The sequence below is a fragment of the Pseudochryseolinea flava genome (genome assembly GCF_003286915.1).
GTDB lineage: Bacteria > Bacteroidota > Bacteroidia > Cytophagales > Cyclobacteriaceae > Ohtaekwangia > Ohtaekwangia flava.
Window position 1 is genome coordinate 304,804 of the sequence record NZ_QMFY01000005.1, and the last position, 17,344, is coordinate 322,147.

Annotated in this window: 16 protein-coding genes; 5 read left to right on the top strand and 11 right to left on the bottom strand. The window is 44.6% G+C overall.

The window, feature by feature from the left end; translation table 11 throughout:
* Positions 1-45: 45 nt before the first annotated feature.
* The 6 genes from porD to DQQ10_RS12430 all read right to left on the bottom strand — a co-directional run bounded on the left by porD (position 46) and on the right by DQQ10_RS12430 (position 5,790).
* Positions 46-942 carry a type IX secretion system protein PorD gene (porD, locus tag DQQ10_RS12405; RefSeq protein WP_112747186.1) on the bottom strand — a complete coding sequence of 299 codons (897 nt, stop codon included), beginning with the start codon at positions 940-942 and terminating at the stop codon, positions 46-48.
* Positions 935-2,137, bottom strand: a complete 1,203-nt coding sequence (gene coaBC / locus DQQ10_RS12410; RefSeq protein WP_112747187.1) for a bifunctional phosphopantothenoylcysteine decarboxylase/phosphopantothenate--cysteine ligase CoaBC — start codon at positions 2,135-2,137, stop codon at positions 935-937. Before coaBC ends, porD begins: the two co-directional genes overlap by 8 nt.
* A gap of 11 nt (positions 2,138-2,148) precedes the next feature.
* Entirely contained in the window at positions 2,149-2,472 is a 324-nt protein-coding gene (locus tag DQQ10_RS12415; RefSeq protein ID WP_112747188.1) for a DNA-directed RNA polymerase subunit omega, read from the bottom strand.
* Positions 2,473-2,476: 4 nt separating this feature from the next.
* Positions 2,477-3,289, bottom strand: a complete 813-nt coding sequence (locus DQQ10_RS12420) for an outer membrane protein assembly factor BamD (protein ID WP_112747189.1) — start codon at positions 3,287-3,289, stop codon at positions 2,477-2,479.
* A gap of 91 nt (positions 3,290-3,380) precedes the next feature.
* On the bottom strand, positions 3,381-4,085 hold the full coding sequence (locus DQQ10_RS12425; protein ID WP_112747190.1) for a T9SS type A sorting domain-containing protein: 705 nt from the start codon (positions 4,083-4,085) through the stop codon (positions 3,381-3,383).
* Between the two features lie 82 nt (positions 4,086-4,167).
* The gene (locus DQQ10_RS12430; RefSeq protein WP_112747191.1) at positions 4,168-5,790 is read right to left on the bottom strand and encodes an OstA-like protein; all 1,623 of its coding nucleotides are present in this window, start codon (positions 5,788-5,790) and stop codon (positions 4,168-4,170) included.
* 61 nt (positions 5,791-5,851) lie between these two features.
* Here DQQ10_RS12430 and tilS point away from each other — a divergent pair, with 61 nt between their 5' ends.
* Both tilS and mdh read left to right on the top strand, forming a co-directional pair.
* Positions 5,852-7,174, top strand: coding sequence for a tRNA lysidine(34) synthetase TilS (gene tilS / locus DQQ10_RS12435; RefSeq protein ID WP_112747192.1), 1,323 nt, complete (start codon positions 5,852-5,854; stop codon positions 7,172-7,174).
* Between the two features lie 138 nt (positions 7,175-7,312).
* Positions 7,313-8,242 (top strand): malate dehydrogenase, encoded by a 930-nt coding sequence (mdh, locus tag DQQ10_RS12440; protein ID WP_112747193.1) that lies wholly within the window; start codon positions 7,313-7,315, stop codon positions 8,240-8,242.
* A gap of 485 nt (positions 8,243-8,727) precedes the next feature.
* On the opposite strand, the gene DQQ10_RS12445 is transcribed toward mdh, so the two are convergent.
* Together DQQ10_RS12445 and moaA are read right to left on the bottom strand one after the other, a co-directional pair.
* Positions 8,728-11,157: a YfhO family protein gene (locus DQQ10_RS12445; RefSeq protein ID WP_112747194.1), complete on the bottom strand. Its 2,430-nt coding sequence runs from the start codon at positions 11,155-11,157 to the stop codon at positions 8,728-8,730.
* A gap of 448 nt (positions 11,158-11,605) precedes the next feature.
* Complete coding sequence (gene moaA / locus DQQ10_RS12450) at positions 11,606-12,595, bottom strand: GTP 3',8-cyclase MoaA (RefSeq protein ID WP_112747284.1); 990 nt, start codon at positions 12,593-12,595, stop codon at positions 11,606-11,608.
* Positions 12,596-12,661: 66 nt separating this feature from the next.
* Between moaA and DQQ10_RS12455 the strand changes: the two genes are divergently transcribed.
* Together DQQ10_RS12455 and DQQ10_RS12460 are read left to right on the top strand one after the other, a co-directional pair.
* Positions 12,662-12,901, top strand: coding sequence for a MoaD/ThiS family protein (locus DQQ10_RS12455; RefSeq protein WP_112747195.1), 240 nt, complete (start codon positions 12,662-12,664; stop codon positions 12,899-12,901).
* A gap of 157 nt (positions 12,902-13,058) precedes the next feature.
* A complete protein-coding gene (locus tag DQQ10_RS12460; protein ID WP_112747196.1) occupies positions 13,059-13,484 on the top strand; it encodes a molybdenum cofactor biosynthesis protein MoaE in 426 nt (141 codons plus the stop codon).
* A 696-nt stretch (positions 13,485-14,180) separates the two neighbouring features.
* On the opposite strand, the gene mobA is transcribed toward DQQ10_RS12460, so the two are convergent.
* From mobA to moaC, 3 genes are read right to left on the bottom strand one after another with little or no spacing between them, the layout of a single operon-like run.
* Entirely contained in the window at positions 14,181-14,765 is a 585-nt protein-coding gene (mobA, locus tag DQQ10_RS12465; protein ID WP_165823913.1) for a molybdenum cofactor guanylyltransferase, read from the bottom strand.
* A complete protein-coding gene (locus tag DQQ10_RS12470) occupies positions 14,765-15,574 on the bottom strand; it encodes an ion transporter (protein WP_112747198.1) in 810 nt (269 codons plus the stop codon). Before DQQ10_RS12470 ends, mobA begins: the two co-directional genes overlap by 1 nt.
* Positions 15,575-15,580: 6 nt before the next feature.
* Positions 15,581-16,060: a cyclic pyranopterin monophosphate synthase MoaC gene (gene moaC, locus DQQ10_RS12475; protein ID WP_112747199.1), complete on the bottom strand. Its 480-nt coding sequence runs from the start codon at positions 16,058-16,060 to the stop codon at positions 15,581-15,583.
* 39 nt (positions 16,061-16,099) lie between these two features.
* Here moaC and DQQ10_RS12480 point away from each other — a divergent pair, with 39 nt between their 5' ends.
* On the top strand, positions 16,100-17,290 hold the full coding sequence (locus tag DQQ10_RS12480) for a molybdopterin molybdotransferase MoeA (RefSeq protein WP_112747200.1): 1,191 nt from the start codon (positions 16,100-16,102) through the stop codon (positions 17,288-17,290).
* Positions 17,291-17,344 lie beyond the last annotated feature (54 nt).

Here is a 17,344-nt window from a genome sequence, read left to right on the forward strand (position 1 = left end):
CAATCTGGTTAAATCACCCTACTAATCCAATACCTAGCGGAAGATTTAGTTCTCGATGATTTTGTCGTAACTCGAACGGTTCGACGGATCGATCGTCGTGATGATGTCATAGGCTTGTCGGCGTACTTGGATGTTCCCACTAGAAAAAATATTACCAAGTTCTTTTCCTTTTGCGTCAAAGAAGCTGATCACGAGTATGGCGTTTGGATTGATGTCGCGAACTTTCTTAACATCTTTCAGTCCTTTCAAAATGACCTCACGCGACTTGTCAGGTTCTGTGTCGAATATATCCAGTCCTAAGCGGTGGTAGGTATAAAATGCCTTTCTTAAATCCGACATTTGGCCGTTTACAAGATTCTCCGCTAACCAATACCGGTTACGGTTACTTCCTTGCGCTTGCCATCCCGGTGCTGACGACTGCTGTGCATTGTTTACGATCTGTAAGGCTTTCTGAAAATAGGGCGTTCCACCTAGCTCACTGAAAGAATCATAGTCCATACCAATGATTACATAAGCATAGAAAGCAAGCATCGACGTGAGGTTGTCGGTAAATGAATTATCGTTGAAGTCTAAAGGCCTTGATTCAATGTAATCGAATGCCCAATCGCGATCGGCAAAATTAAAAAGTAGGCTTGAATAGTTTGTGTTGTAGACCGGACGTGCTGATTGAACTTGCACGGAGGCATTCCATGATCCTATCGAAGGCATTTTGGTAATCGTTACCAGAATATTGCAAGCGATCTTCTCATGATTTTTATAAGTATCGTTAGTCCACTTGCGGCCGTTTAAAAATTGCTCGAATCCATTCTTCATGTCGCGAAATACACCGCGTTCTGAAGTTTCAATTTGTTGTGAGTTAATCGTTACAGTGCAACGTAACTCTTGTGCGATGGTAACGCATGGGAGCAACAACAAAATGATGGCGAGGAATCTTCTAGTCATGAATTTTTTCGATGATGGCGTGAACAATATCGCGGGCAACAGCTTTCTTATCCTTCAAATCAAACATCGATACGTTTTGTGATCGATCGATGATTCGGATTTTGTTAGTGTCATGTCCGAAGCCTGCGCCTTTATCGTTCAATGAATTTAATACAATCAAGTCGAAATTCTTCTTTTCAAGTTTTTGTATAGCGTTCTGCAATTCATTTTCTGTTTCAAGGGCAAATCCAACGATCACTTGGCCGTTGTGTTTTAGTTTACCCAGCGAAGCGGCGATGTCTTGCGTTTTGGTCAGTGCAATCGACAAATTTTCGTCCTTCTTTTTTATTTTCTGTGCAGCTACCTCGGCAGGTCGATAGTCTGCAACGGCGGCGGCGAGTACAGTAATATCACATGTAGGAAATAATGCGTTGCAAGCGTCGAACATTTCTTGTGCTGACACAACCTTCTTAACGTTCACACCGTGGTGATTGGTATGTTGTTGGGTAGGTCCGGTAATAAGATTAACAATGGCGCCTTGGTTGGCAAGTTCTTCGGCGATTGCGAATCCCATTTTTCCGCTGGAATGATTTCCAATAAAGCGAACAGGATCGATGGCTTCGTAGGTCGGGCCAGCGGTGACCAATACCTTTTTACCCGTTAGCTTTTTTTTGTCAGTGAGATTCTGTTCCAGGAAAGAAATAATGTCTTCGGGTTCAGCCATACGCCCATTGCCGATTAATCCACTGGCGAGCTCACCATAACCCGGATCGATGATGCGATTGCCAAATTGTGTTAGCCGCTGGAGATTATGTTGTGTAGCGGGATGCTGAAGCATGTCCAAATCCATTGCAGGTGCAAGGTATACAGGACAACGTGCGGATAGATAGACTGCGAGAAGGAGATTATCGCAGATACCATTGGCCACTTTGGCGATGGTATTAGCCGATGCGGGAGCAATGATGATAGCATCGGCCCAAAGCCCCAGGTCAACATGATTATTCCATTGACCTGAGTTATCACGAACAAATTCGGTGAGTGCGGGACTTTTAGAAAGTGTTGAAAGCGTGAGGGGTGTGATAAAATCGTGCGCAGCGGGTGTCATCACAACTTTAACGTTGGCACCGGCCTTCACGAGTAACCTGGTAAGCACAGCAGACTTATAAGCTGCAATGCTTCCTGTCACACCCAAGACAATCTTTTTACCCGCAAGCATCGGGAAAAGAATTAGTTCTCTTGATTTGAATCCGTTTCGCCACGCATGCGGAAACCGAGTGCACCATCGAGAAATTCTTCGGTGGCCGTTGTTGTTGGCTTCGGCATACGCTCATAGAATTTAGAGATCTCGATCTGTTCGCGGTTTTCGAAAACTTCTTCAAGGTTGTCTACTGTTGTAGCAAACTCGGCAAGTTTGTTATTGAGTTCTTCTTTCATGTTCACGGCGATCTGACGTGCACGCTTTCCGATTACGACTACCGATTGATAAACGTTTCCGGTTGGTGATGCGATCTTTTCTACGTCGCGAGTAACAACTGACGATTGAACTGCCATATGATTAGATGTTATTGTTTTTTTTACTGTTTAACTTCGAAAGACTATCTGAATAGTACTTCTCTGCATCTCTGAGGAAATTACTTTTGGGATAGCTATCGACAAATTCTTTGTAGTGTTCCACTACCGCTTTGTAACGTTCTGCCTGCTTCGAAGGAATACTAATTTTTGCAAGTTGATATTCTGCAGCAACAATGAGATACGAAGCTTCTTCGATGTATTCAGAGTCGGGGAAGTTATATCTAAAGTTTGTCAACGCGACGATCGCAGCTTTATAACTGCGCATCTTGTAATATTGGTAGGCATTGTCAAAACCTTTTTTCTCAAGTTTTTCCTGGGAAGCAAAGATCGTCTCAACGGCTTGCTCACGGAACTTGCTGTTAGGGTAACGATTTAGAAACTCCTGCATGGCAGCCATTGCATCGATACTACTGGTTTGATCCAAATGTGGCGATGGTGACGCCTCGTAAAGCGAATAGGCAAACATGTAGCGCGCTTCTTCTGCAAAGTTGCTACGGCCATAGGTCTCATAAAACGTCTTGAACTGCTCGGAGGCTAGCAAATAATACTTCTCATAAAACTGGCAATACGCAAGGTAAAACTGCACCTTTTCGCCCTCAGGAAGCCCGCGAACGATCGGCATAATTTGATCGAATAGTACCGAAGCCCGGTAATAATCCTTTTTACCGTAGTACATCAACGCTGCATCGTATTTCACGCGCCAATCAGGGCTTTTTTCGAATTTCCTGAATTTGCTGCACGAAACACTCACCAGAATGAGGAGTACAAATGAAATGAATGCTAGTCCTTTACGCATAAGCCCGCAAATATAGTATTAAGTGATAACATCTGAAAAAGAGCTTTTTAGGCTCCGATGGATAGATGAAGAAAACGGTTGAAAAGTTGATTTATTTGCGGATCATCATTTTTCGCGTGAAAACGCTCTCATTGTTCAAATAGAGGGTATAGAAGTAGATCCCGGCGCTGACGTCCTCGACCTTGATTCGGACAACATTCTCTCCAATAGGAAGGGCGTATTCACCGACTGTATTCCCTAACAGGTTATGAACCACGATCTTAGCCTTTACACGTTCGCTGGTCAAATGGTAGTCGATGTATGCGTTCTCAATGACGGGGTTAGGGTATATGTCTTTGACAGTAATTTCTTTTGAAATAAAAATATTCTGTTTTTCAGCATTTTCTTCAACGTTAAAATTCACGTCGAATTCTAACGTCTGGTTGGGACTAGATTTACTAAACGCAACGTAGCGCACCGTGCTCACCCCGGGAACGAGGCCGGCTTCTAACGCGACCTGTAAATTTGCCTGAACTTGACCAGGTTCAACCTTAATGATGTAATCTTCAATTTTCGAATCAAAGCAGTCGTTCCCCAAACAGAAAAAGCTTTTTTGCGTGCTTCCCAGCTGTGCAGTTACTTTTCTAACGATCAGAATGATTGTTTTGTCGGTGGTGTTTTTGAAGCGAATAGGAACGCGTACGGTTTCGCCGATCAGGCCTTTGTATGAGTCTTGCAGACTGACAACCTCGAATCCCTGACCGAATATCAATCCGGCCGGAAAAATAAGGAATGCCATCAACAAGAGTTTCTTCATACGCCCCACAGAGAGATTTCACAAAATTTAAACTTTTCGGGGGAATGTCCATAATAGATGGCAACATATTTCGTTACGCACCTTATTTTTTTCCTGGCGGTATCGTTGCCGGTGGGTTTTGGAGTTCCTTCTGAGGCTTCAGTGGTGCAAGTTGCGGCTTTACAACGTCGCTGCGTTTGGGTTTTAAATTCGCTTTCCAGGAAAAACCATCAAGCTTAATTCCGTCTGGCGTCAACTCATGCGGCGGGATAAAATTAGACTCCGGCTTCACGTAAAAGCTCAGGTTGTTAAGTCGCCCCTCTTTAAAACGAATTGTAATGTAGCTGCAAATGATCTTGTTCATGCCCATGGCTACATTGGTTTTCTCATCTAACGCGAAGTACAAACTTTCACCGTTTCCTTCCACCACAACACGATCGATGCTCTTGTTTCGGAAATGCGTGGTCATTTTTCTGCCTTTAATTTGATTGAAATTGATCAACGTGTCTTGCGAGATCACAAAAGCTTTTGACACCATGAAAATTTTGTCGATCGTATTGTTTTGGATTAACATACTGATCGAGTCTGCGGTCATCTGATTCCCTTCCGACCAAAGCACGGGATCTTTGAAGAAATACAGCGTAGAGTCGGAAATTTGATAAGCAAGTGAATCGGCAAGACCCTGCAAATCCTTGCGGAATATCTTCACATTATGATAGGCCAGCAATCGCTTCTTTGTTGGATCAGGGCTTTCGATTGAAACAAGGGTGTCGGCAGAGATATACAATGTATCGTTATTGTCTGTGACCTTCGCGATGTAGGCATTGTCATATACCTTTGAAATCCCTTCTGCGCGATAGTAGTCAAGCGATTGTCCGCGAATGATGAGCTTTTCTTTCTTGTTCGTCATCACCACATTGCGACGGAAAAGGTAGCGCTTGTTGATGTCATCAAGATTAAACTTCTCAGCGTCTAATTTATAATCTGGTGTCTCGGCCGTACCCAAGTCGAGAATAGATTTTTTCGATCGTGTTTCGTAAAAGCCTTGCTCATAAACGACGGTACTACTGTCTTTTTTATTCACCACCGTTGTGGGTGTTCTGAAGTAAATAATTTTCGACCGCGAGTTGTATTGCAGACTATCGGAGGTCATAGTGTTATCTGGGTTCGTCACCTTCACATCGCGTTTGAAGGAAGCCATGTTGGTGCTTACGTTGTAATATCCTTTTCGGCTGGTCAATACGTTCACGCTGTCTACAAGCCGTCCGTTATTGCGGTAGTAAGCCATGTTTCGCGTGCGATCGAAATCGAGGTTGTCGGTGTACAAGGTTGCTGTTCCGAGTTTGGTGAACACCACATTGTTACGGAGTTGTGCTACTTTGCTGTTACCGTCGTACTCCAGTTTGCCACCGGTGATCGTCACCGAGTCGCCTTCTGTAATGCGCACTTTACCAAACGCTTCGACGTAATTTTTTGCCTTGAAGAAGTATGCAGAGTCGCAGTAAATTGTGGTCTTATTTTGGACGAGCACAACATTCCCGATAAGCTTACCAAATTTCTCACCTTCAGGGGTTTTACCACCCTTAAGCTTGTCGGCATGTTTAATGTCGAGCTTTTTTTGAGCAACGGCAGAGAAACCAAGGGCGACTAGTAACGCGGTGAAGGCGAAAACTTTTGCTAATTTGTATGGCGTGACGCGAATGATATGGATTGTCGTGATTTTCATGATAATGCAGCCGCAAGCTACAAAATTCGAACTTGCTCGATTGAATTTCTAATTTTAATCCGTGCTTAAGCAATTTCTAAACCATCTTTCCAACTTCCAGATCAGTGAGTCTGGAAAGACTTTACTGGCGGTAAGTGGCGGTATGGACTCGATGACGATGCTACATTTGTACACGGCCGCTTCTCTTCCTATCGGTGTAGCCCATTGCAACTTTAAACTCCGTGGCCACGAGGCGGATGCCGACGCGATGTTGGTGAAAACCACCTGCGAGCAACTAAACATTCCCTTCCATATCCGCGAATTTGATACCCAAAATTATGCCTGGGAAAATGGACTGTCTATACAGATGGCGGCGCGTGAACTTCGTTATGCGTGGTTCGATCAGTTGATGGACGACTTTCATTATCATCAAGTAGCGACGGCACATCATCTCAACGATACAATCGAAACGGTGATCATGAATTGGATTCATGGCGGGTCTCTCGAATCTTTCGCCGGTATTCCCGTAAAACAAAATCGAATCGTAAGACCCATGCTGTTCGCTACGCGTGCAGAGATAGAATCTTACAGTGAAGCGCATAAGATCGTGTGGCGTGAAGATCAAAGTAATCTCTCGGATGACTACACCAGAAATTTTCTCAGGCATCAGGTACTACCCAAACTCAAGGAGGTCAACCCATCGCTTGAGCAAACGATTCGTCGCGGGCTGCATAAAATAGCGGGTGAAACAGAATTGTTGTCCATGGGACTTTCGCAATGGCAATCGCGATACCTCGTGCGCAAGGAAGAGCGCGTGGTGATCGATAAGCATGGATTTGAGCAACTCCATCATCCGGATGCGATTCTTTGGAAATGTATTCGCCCCTTAGGATTTAACTTGGATATGTGCACAGAAATTATGCAAGCCATGAAAGGGCAATCGGGCAAGATTTTTTTTACCGGTAGTCATCAGTTGGTGATCGATCGCGATGCGTTGATTGTGACCCCGCGGCCATTGAATTGGGAACCTGTTGAAGTAGCGGCAGGGCAATCGAAGGTGACGATTGGAAAGTTATCCATGGAGGTAAGCGTGCCAGGATCAGCGTCGACCACAAAAACACCCCATGAGGTGACGATGGACGCCAGTGAAGTAACCTTTCCGATGACATGGCGGAAATGGAAGGCAGGAGATTTTTTCTATCCGTTAGGAATGGAACATCGAAAGAAGATCAGTGATTTTTTGATAGACATGAAAGTGTCGCGCGCCGATAAAGATAATGTTACCGTATTGGAGTGCGATGGCAAAATAGCATGGGTTGTTGGCTACCGATTAGATAATCGATTCAAGGTTAAAGCAGAAACAAGCGAGGTCATTTCCTTTTCCGTTCATCCACATTTTAGCTAAACTCCTTTTTCTTTAGTGGGATTGTTATAACTTGGCAAACGTTCTGTAATCGTTTTAACGATGAACGATCGCGTTCTTTTTAGGAGTTTGTAATTTTTGTGAATTGAGTCAACTGCTTTTACTAAAATCCATATCCTTATGAAAATAACTGTTGTTGGCGCCGGTAATGTGGGCGCTACTTGTGCTGATGTACTTGCCTATCGTGAAGTCGGTAATGAGATTGTTCTCATCGACATCAAAGAAGGTTTAGCCGAAGGTAAATCACTTGATATTTGGCAGAAAGCGCCGATCGATCTATACGATACACGTACGATCGGGGCCACAAACGATTATGCAAAAACAGCAGGATCGAATGTGGTGGTGATAACCTCGGGGCTTCCACGCAAGCCGGGCATGAGTCGCGATGATTTGATCGGAACCAACGCCGGTATCGTGAAGTCAGTAACCGAGAATATTGTTAAACATTCTCCCGATGCAATTATCATCGTTGTTTCGAATCCCCTGGATGTAATGACTTACCAAGCGCACATTACCTCTAAATTTCCAAGAACGCGCATCATGGGTATGGCTGGTATTCTGGATACCGCACGCTATCGCGCCTTCCTTGCCGAAGCGTTAAATGTATCCCCGAAAGATATTCAAGCGATGCTCCTTGGCGGACATGGCGATACGATGGTACCACTGCCTCGTTATACAACGGTGGCGGGTATTCCGGTAACCGAACTCATCGACAAAGACAAACTCAATGCAATTCTAGAACGTACGAAAGTCGGCGGTGGTGAACTCGTAAAACTCATGGGCACATCGGCTTGGTACGCGCCGGGTTCTGCTGCCGCACAAATGGTAGAAGCGATCGTGAAAGATCAACGTCGCGTGTTCCCAGTATGTATTAAACTCGAAGGAGAATACGGCATCAAAGATTGCTACTTAGGCGTGCCGGTAATCCTTGGTAAAAATGGTGTCGAAAGAATTATCGAACTCGATCTCAACGCCGAAGAAAAAGCACTCATGGAATCAAGTCGTAAGGCTGTTCGGGAAGTGATGGATGTGTTGGAGAAGCTGGGGTAGTTAGGTATCGGTTATCGGTTATCAGTTATCGGTATATTGGTGTCTCCGGTTGCCAGTTTCCGGTGTCCGGTTTGCTAGTTGAGGTTGTTTTATCGTGTCCTTCTTCTTGAACACTCGAACACTTTGACAACAGCGCTCCAAACGTCAACACGTCAACATATCAGCACATTAAAAAAGAGGTTTGCGAGAGCGGCCTCTTTTTTTTCTATCGTGAGTTTAATTTATAGCAACGCAGAAACCGTTGAAGGGCAGAGGCTCGCGAAAAAAAAGTTTCACAGACAGCAAAATTTTTGACAATCATTGACCAAGCTCCTCCAATGAAAAAAGCTCCATCCTACGACAGAGCTTTAGTAAATATTTGAGTTTATAATCTCGCAGCTAGAAACTTCGCGTCACCTGAAACGGGTAACCAGCAACTGGCAACCAATACCTGTATAACGGACCACAGACAACCCGATAACAGATAACTGATAACCGACAACTAACTAATCCTCTTTCCTAAACGAATACCCAATCGCGCCAAGAAGCAACAACAACACAGCCCACGATGAAGCCATTGTAATTTTGTTGCCGACGTAGTATGAGTCTGGTTTGAATGAGAATTCGATCACGTGTTTGCCAGCGGGAATTTCAAGTGCACGGAGTACATAGTTGGCTCTTACGATCGGCACTTCTTTTCCGTCGATCGTAGCAATCCATCCTTCGGGATAATAAATCTCAGAGAATACAGCGAGGCCATTTCCTTTTGACTCACTTTCGTACTTCATGTAGTTTGGTTTATGCGTTACCACATTGATGACGTCGGCACTGTCGGCGGTAAAGTTTTGGATGGTGAACTTGGAAACGTCGATCACCGCGGTTGACTTCGAATTTATCTGACATACTTTTTGAAGTTCATCCGTTGGACTGTTTGCTGGGATCACGCCCATTACAAACCAAGCCGCACCATTCGCCGCGTTGTTTAATAATGCGCGGTCACCATCTTTCAGGTACTTTACATTGAGCATGTTCATCACCGCGTATTTTGCAAAGTTGAGTTTGCCACGTTGAGCATCGGAGAATAAAGATTGGATTTCTCGCACCATGCAAGAATCGAATAGATCTTGATAGCGACGGATTTTCGCCCCATGGTATCCACCGATAGAATGATGATGGTAAGATGTCATCGCATCGTTCATCGGATTGCCAACATTAAATACGCGGTAGTATGATGTATCTTGAAGAATAAGTTTATCACCTTGTGTTTGCGCAAATACACTTTGGGTTTCAGGATGAAAATTGTTTTCAGTGAGGGAGCGTTTGTTCACGACGGCGAGGTCGATCAGTATCGCGAGAATGATCACTGCATAAAGCGCAACCGGCGCAACAAGCTTACGCAGATCGATGAAAATTACGATAAACACAATTGTGATGAAGATCAATGATCGGAATGCATCACCAATCATGAGTGACTGGCGGTCAGAACGCAATGCCTGTTGGAACCACGCTGGAAGATCTGTCTCAGCATCGGTGATAAAGCTGAACAACCCAGAACAGAGAATGATGAGGAGGCATAGTCCGCCAGTGGCAGCGAAGGCAATGAGTATCTTTTTGCGAGTCGTTTTATCAATGCCTGTCGTCAGTAATTTTTCTAATCCGATCATGCCCAATAAAGGCAGTGTGAAAAGAAATATTACAATAGCAAAACTTGGGCTTCTGAATTTGCTGTAACCCGGAAGATGTTCGAAGAGAAAGTAGTTGAACGACTCGAAGTTGCTTCCCCAGCTCAGCATGATCGAGAACAATCCGACTGGAACTAACCACCAGATGTATTTTCTTTCGGCGAATAATATTCCCAACGCGAACAAGAAGAACATGATCGCGCCGGCGTAATAATCCATCGTAAGACTTTGTGGTCCCCAATAAGAAAAACTTCTTCGTGCAAGTTGATTTGCAGTTTCCTGATCTTTTACCTGGCCACTCGTGAGCGCTTTGAATACATCTGAGGATTGATCTTCAACAAGAAACTGAATTTTACTTCCGCCATAAAAATCGGGGATCATCAGCGACATCGGTTCAAGAATGCCATTGCTGTGATCAAAAGCGTAAGTCTTGTTAAGACCGCTGCCCGCAACTTCTACTTTAGCGCCAACGAGTTCTGATTTTCCACGGATAGAGTAAGGTGTATATTCTGAAATCGCCCAGAGTGGTCCAACAAAAGTGCAAACACCCAACACGGCTGCGGGCACAACGACTGCTACATTTTTGAAAAACTCGGAGATCTGCTTAGCACGCAATGAATAGATGAATTGTACCAGCATGTATACACCCACGATGATGAGTAGATAGTACGTAATCTGCAAGTGATTTTCAATCAACTGCAACGCCATGGCTGCTGCTGTGACTCCTGCACCGAGTATTCTTCTATTGGTGAACACCAGGTGAAGTCCCGCAACGACCAGTGGCATAAAGGCAATCGCGCCAATTCTTCCACTATGACCGGCACTGAGTCCGATGATCATGTAGGTGGATAGTCCGAAAGCGATAGCACCGGCAATCGACAAGTATGGTCGAACGCCAAAGGCAAGTAGGAGGATATAATAACAAACAAAAGCAAAGTAGATATTCGCGATAGGGTGCGGCAACCCGAGCGATAAAACCTTCTTAATGTATGTGACGGGTTTGTAGCTCCATTGTACGTTAATAAGATAGGCTGGCATACCACTGAACATATCTGCCCAGAGGCCTTCTTCACCAGTTTGTTCGCGATAGTCGCGCAAGGCTTTCGATGATCCTTCCCATTGCTGGATATCGCCTTGCTGAAGTTTTTGGTTGTCGAAGAATACGGGTTTGAAAAAGAAGACTGTTACCACCACGAAGGCAGCGACAGCAATAATGTGCGGTAAAACCTGTTCGGTAAAATTGATTTTTTTCATGGTCCTGATTTCGGAGGTGCAAAATAGAATTTAAAAGCTAAAAGCAGAAAGCGGAAAGCAGAAAGTGGACGGGGGAGGGCCTGTACAACGATAAGCTCTAAAGTCTTTCGGTGATGATGGCAAGCCACGAGTAGCTTTTACCGCAAAGGCGCGAAGTATGGCAGCGTCAGGATTTGAAAGACCAATAACGCGACTCATATTTACCTGCTAAAGACCAGTGGCTAGAAGCCATTCGCCATTTTCAGCTTTTCTCACCGGCTCGTGACTCGGGAATCATGGTTGCTACCCTTTGCAAGCACCGCATCCATGTAACGGACTGTAAATCTGCTTTGTAGTATAGCCGACCGTAGCTTCTTCGGAGCGTCATGAGATGATCTTTATAGGGAATTTATGGTTAACCGAGAGCAACCTATCTCTCGCAGCTCGAAGCTCGTAACGCGTAGCTACTCTACCCTCCAATGGTCGACATCGACTCGTGTGCTGGGCGGTGATTTTTTCGATTTGATTCCGCTTCAAATCCATCGGCAGGACGTTGGTTGAATGCTCGGGAAAGTGCAGAGCGAAGTTCGTCGTCGGTACAGCCGTCGCGCATCATTTTTCGAATGTCGAGTACGCCGTCGTCGTAAAGGCAAGTTTTTAAAGTGCCTTGCGCTGTTACGCGAATGCGGTTACAGGTTCCGCAAAAAGTTCTGCTGAAGGCGGCAATTATACCGACAGTTCCTTTATGTCCAGGCACCGCGTAGTTGTAAGACGTTGAGTGAGCAGCATCTTTCAACTTATCTAACGTTGGATAGTGCCACTGAATGTACTCGAGAATTTTCTTGTGTGTCCAAGTTAAGACGGGGTAGTGCGTGCCCTCACCATTGAAGGGCATCTCTTCGATAAAGCGAACATCAACCGGATGGTTTTTGGTGAGTTCAACCAGTGGAATGATGTCTTCAATATTTTTTCCTTCCATCACCACGGTATTGATTTTCGTTGGAATACCATGGGCGATAAGTTGGTGATAGGTGTTCATTACGGCATCAAATTCATCGCGCCGGGTAATGGTATGGAATCGACCTTTGTCGAGTGTATCCAAACTTAAATTCACGGAAGCGATGCCCATCTTTTTCATGGCAGGAATATGCGGTGCCGTGAGTACGCCATTGGTGGTGAGATGAACGTCTTTGATGCCTGGGGTTTCAACGATGCGGCTCATGAGTTCCATGAGGTCGTTACGGACGAAAGGTTCTCCGCCAGTAAGCCTAACCTTAGATACGCCCATCGACGCAAGCAGCTTGATTAACCGCTCGATTTCTTCGTAGGTGAGTAGCGCTTGTTTCGGGAGATACTTGATTCCTTCTTCTGGCATGCAATAAAAGCAGCGGAGGTTACACCGGTCGGTTACAGCAAGCCTTACGTAGGTAATAGGACGGTTATGGTTGTCGTAAAGAATCAAGTTGAGATACTTTGCGGTTAAAGATAGGAAATACTTATTTAGCGCTTCAAATAAAAACGGCTTATGAAGTACAAGGTTAAAGCCTTCGGTGTGACGAAAGATATTCTTGGTGGGAAGGAGGCTGTCGTTGAGCTCGAAGGACAAACGGTTGCAGCGCTGCGAAATCAATTATTTCAAAAGCATCCGGCGTTGCAGGGCCTTCGTTCACTTTTGATTGCGGTGAATAATACGTACGCAGAAGACAATCAAGTGATCAGCGAAAGTGACGAAATTGCTTTGATACCACCGGTAAGTGGCGGGTAAATTGAAACCTGAATTGAATTCAACTTATTGCTCAGAATAAAATTTTCTTTGCATCACAGCGAATGCTTAACCTCAGTTTTATCTTGCAATTCGCTCACAAAGTCTTTAACTTCATAACCCCTTCGAAAAAAGATTTTTTCACCAACCCTTTCGAATCATGATCAAAATCACCGAAAAGCCAATTGACGTACAGAAAGTCATCGATACAGCTTCGAGCTTGGGTGCCGGAGCTGTTAATGTTTTTATCGGTACTGTTCGCAATAATGCGAATGGAAAGAATGTAGTATGGTTGGAGTATGAAGCCTATGAAACCATGGCGGTAAATGAGATCAGAAAAATTATTGATGATGCATCTCATCGTTGGCCGCTGTTAGGTTGGGCTGTTAGCCATCGCATCGGTACATTAAAACCGGGCGAGGTATCCGTTGTGGTAGCCGTTGCATCGCCGCATCGCCGCGAATCATTTGAAGCTTGTCAGTATATCATCGATACATTGAAAGCAAATGCACCGATTTGGAAAAAAGAAGTTTTCGAAGATGGTGAGGAATGGGTATCCGCACGTCCTGCCATGGCCGTCAATTAATATTGGTTGACTTTAATCTCAGAGCCCGTAGCATGTCCGCTGTGGGCTTTTTTATTTTTAAGTCGTAAACAGGGAAAAATGCAATGAGCAAAGCCCTTTAACCAACAATGCCAACAAACTATTTTGTTGTGTAATAACCTTTATGTGATGTTACGCAAAGATGACAATGACTGCAGATACGATCGCGACAGCAATGCCCAAGCTTATTACCAAAATAACCAATAGATCCCGATAAATTGGATTGATGTTCACTTTCCCAGATTTCATACGCCGACTGTGTTAAGGTGGATCGAAGATACAATGGCCGCCCGTTGAAAAGATTGGGAAAGTATAGACGCTTGTCTGCGTGTAAGATTGATGATACTTATTTTTTATTTTTTGACGCGCTTCAAATGAAAACATTCAATTCTAAGCGATTTGATTTCATTCGGTAAAGTTTTTCAAAATGTCTTGACACCGTTGTATAGAAGTGTTTATCTGAAAAATCTTCACTTCATCGAGAGCACTTTAATCTGTTCATGATGATAACGTTGTCGTCGATTTTTCGCACGTGGCAATTCCATCGCTTTTGCACGCATTTCATCGATGTTGGTGTTTTTGACCTCATTTTTACGCACGCAAAACAAAACGTAAGGTCTAAGCTATCGCGGTATGTTTAGCGATCAATTTTGTTCTCCGCTCAAAAATTTGAACGTGCTAAACATCATCTCCGAGGAATGCACTAAGATCTTCCGGACTATTTACGTTGCGATAAAATTTTTTCGACGTTGGTATCAAGAGATTTACAGGATGCTCGATCAAGAATTTTCGCGGACTGAATTCGCCAGCGAGATAAAACTTTTGAAGGTGCGGCAAAGCAGCAGGTTCCCATAGTGTGAACAATGGTTCAGGCTTTTCGCCATCTGAATCGACATAACATGTCGCTAATTTTTTTGGATCACGATGATCTATCAGAAATCGAATTGCCTCCTCGTCAATGAGCGGCATATCTACTGGAACGGTGAGCCATGCAACGGATGGGTTATGCGCCAGGGCAGTAAAGATTCCATTGAGCGGACTGTTCAATTCATACGCGTCGGTGAGTGGGTTTAACCAGTTCGGAATGTCGTTTGTTGACTTGCAAGACAGGTGAACCGTATGGCATATTGTTGAGAGGAGATCATGTAAATATTCGCGCTGTGGCTTTCCATAGTAAGGAATGAGTCCTTTGTCTTGACCCATGCGCAAGCTTCTTCCACCGGAGAGGATCAAACCGAAAATTTCTGTGTGTAACGTGTTCACTAGTTGTGGTCGTGAATGTCTTTTCCGCAGTGCGGACATTTTTTTGGCTCTGGTTTAATCTCTTTGTGAAGCAGCTCATAAAATCCAGAAGAGAGAATACCGGCAGGGAGGGCGAGAAGTCCCACGCCAGCGATAGCGAAAAGTCCGCCTAACGTTTTTCCCAACGGCGTTGCAGGAACCATATCGCCGTAACCAACTGTAGTCAGTGTAGCGATGCCCCACCACATCGTTGCTGGAATACTCGTGAAAGGATTTTTAGGATCAGGATTATCTTTTTCGACATAAAACATGGCGAATGATATCAACACGAGTATGAAGAGGATGAAGATGAAACTCAGGACCAGTTGTTCTTTTCGATCTGCGATTACACGTCGGAATATTTTTAAGGCATGCAAATAACGTGCAATCTTAAAAAGCCGAAATACAACCATCAGTCTGAAGATTCGCAATACGCGTAAGTCCAGCGGAAGAAAAGCTAAGTAGAAGGGAAGAAATGATAACAAGTCGATGATGGCCATCGGTCGAATCATAAAGCGCAGTCGCCCTTTTACGGGGTCTGCATATTTTGGATTTTCTACGATGGAGTAGATACGCAGTACATATTCGCACGAGAACAGAACGATTGAAACAGTTTCCAGGATATAGAAAAATGTTTGATAGTCGCGGTGCATTTCTTGGACGGAATCCAAAACAATAGCACCAATGTTGAGGATGATAATGATGATGAGGAATGCTTCAAAGATGCGTTCAGGGAGACCACCCTTTTCTGTGGGTTCAAGGGTAAGGTAAAGTCGTCTGCGTAGGGTCATGGTAGATTACTTCCTTTTAAAATCTTTTTTGCCGCCGGTCTTTTCCATCAATTTAATTTCTTCAATAATGATATCGTGCGAAAGCGCTTTACACATATCGTAAATCGTGAGCGCTGCAACACTAGCCGCCGTAAGGGCTTCCATTTCAACGCCGGTTTTAGCGGTGATCACCGCCATTGTTTGGATCACAATCTTTTGTTTGACAACTTTTATTTCTACCTGGCAATCTTCAAGACCGATAGGGTGGCAGAATGGAATTAACGTCGCGGTATTTTTGGCGCCCATCACGCCGGCGATAATGGCGGTCTGAAACACGGGGCCTTTTTTGGTAATGATTTCGTCGTCCTTGATTAAACTCAGAATTTCCTTTCCTGGATTGATGACCGCTTGTGCACGCGCGGTTCTAAGCGTTGTAGTTTTCGTAGAGACGTTCACCATCTGTGGAAGTCCACTGGGCGAAACGTGTGTAAATTTCTTTTTACTCATGTATCTTCGGACGGAAACAAAGTTAATAATTTATTAATCATGGTAAGTGTCGAAGAAGCAACCGGTGTGGTGCTGTCCAATCTATTTAAGCCACCCGTGCATGTGGTAGATCTTAATGATGCATACGGTGCCGTGCTTGGTGCGCCGATCTCTGCCGACCGAGACTTCCCGCCTTTCAATCGTGTAGCAATGGATGGCATTGCGCTTTGGTTTAGTGAACTGAAAAATGGAAGAAAGGAATTCACGATCGAGGGAATTCAACGTGCAGGTCAGCCACCCGTAAATCTGTCGGATGTCAAGAATGCCATTGAGGTCATGACTGGCGCTGTACTTCCAGAGGGGACCAATACGGTGATTCGATATGAGGATATCGTCATTCAAAAAAATGTAGCGACCATCATGTCCGACGCTGTGAAGGAGGGACATCACATTCACAGACAAGGATCAGATGCCAAACAGGACGACATCCTGCTCACACCAGGTATGATCTTATCGCCCGCGGAGATTGCGCTCTTAGCATCGGTGGGTCGCAGCGATGTTCCCGTTTTTTCTTTTCCAAAAGCTGCCATTATTTCCAGTGGCGACGAGCTGGTAGAAGTGAATGAAATTCCTGAGTTGCACCAGATACGGCGATCGAATACTTATGCGATTCAAGCAGCCATGAAAAATATCGGGTGGAATGGAACACAATATCACCTCCACGATCAAAAGGATTTTGTGATAGACTCGCTAAAAGTAATTGAAGCCGCGCACGATGTGCTGATTATTTCAGGCGGTGTTTCAAAAGGTAGATTTGATTTCATTCCGGAAGCCCTCGAGGCAATTGGTGTGAAGAAGTTGGTGCATCAAGTTTCGCAGCGTCCGGGTAAGCCCTTTTGGTTTGGTGTTTCGAAAAGTGGTAAGACAGTGTTTGCGTTGCCCGGTAATCCGGTGTCGACCTACATGTGTTTCTACCGGTATGTGATGCCTTGGCTTTATAAAAGTTTAGGTGTACAGCAGAAAGCGCAGTGGGCGGTGTTGGGAGATGCATTTTCGTTTGAACCAGACTTGACGTACTTCGTGCAGGTGAGCGTGTGCAACGAAAATGGATTGTTAGTGGCGACGCCCGAAGTAGGTGGTGGTTCTGGCGATTTTGCGAATCTCAAGCGTGTGGATGGGTTTCTGGAATTGCCGAAAGGAAGAAAAACATTTAATAAAGGTGAGCCATTTCCTTATTGGAGCTTCCGATAGCTGTATCTCAACGATTTGACAATAAATCATGTGCGGAAGCAGTGTCGATTGGCC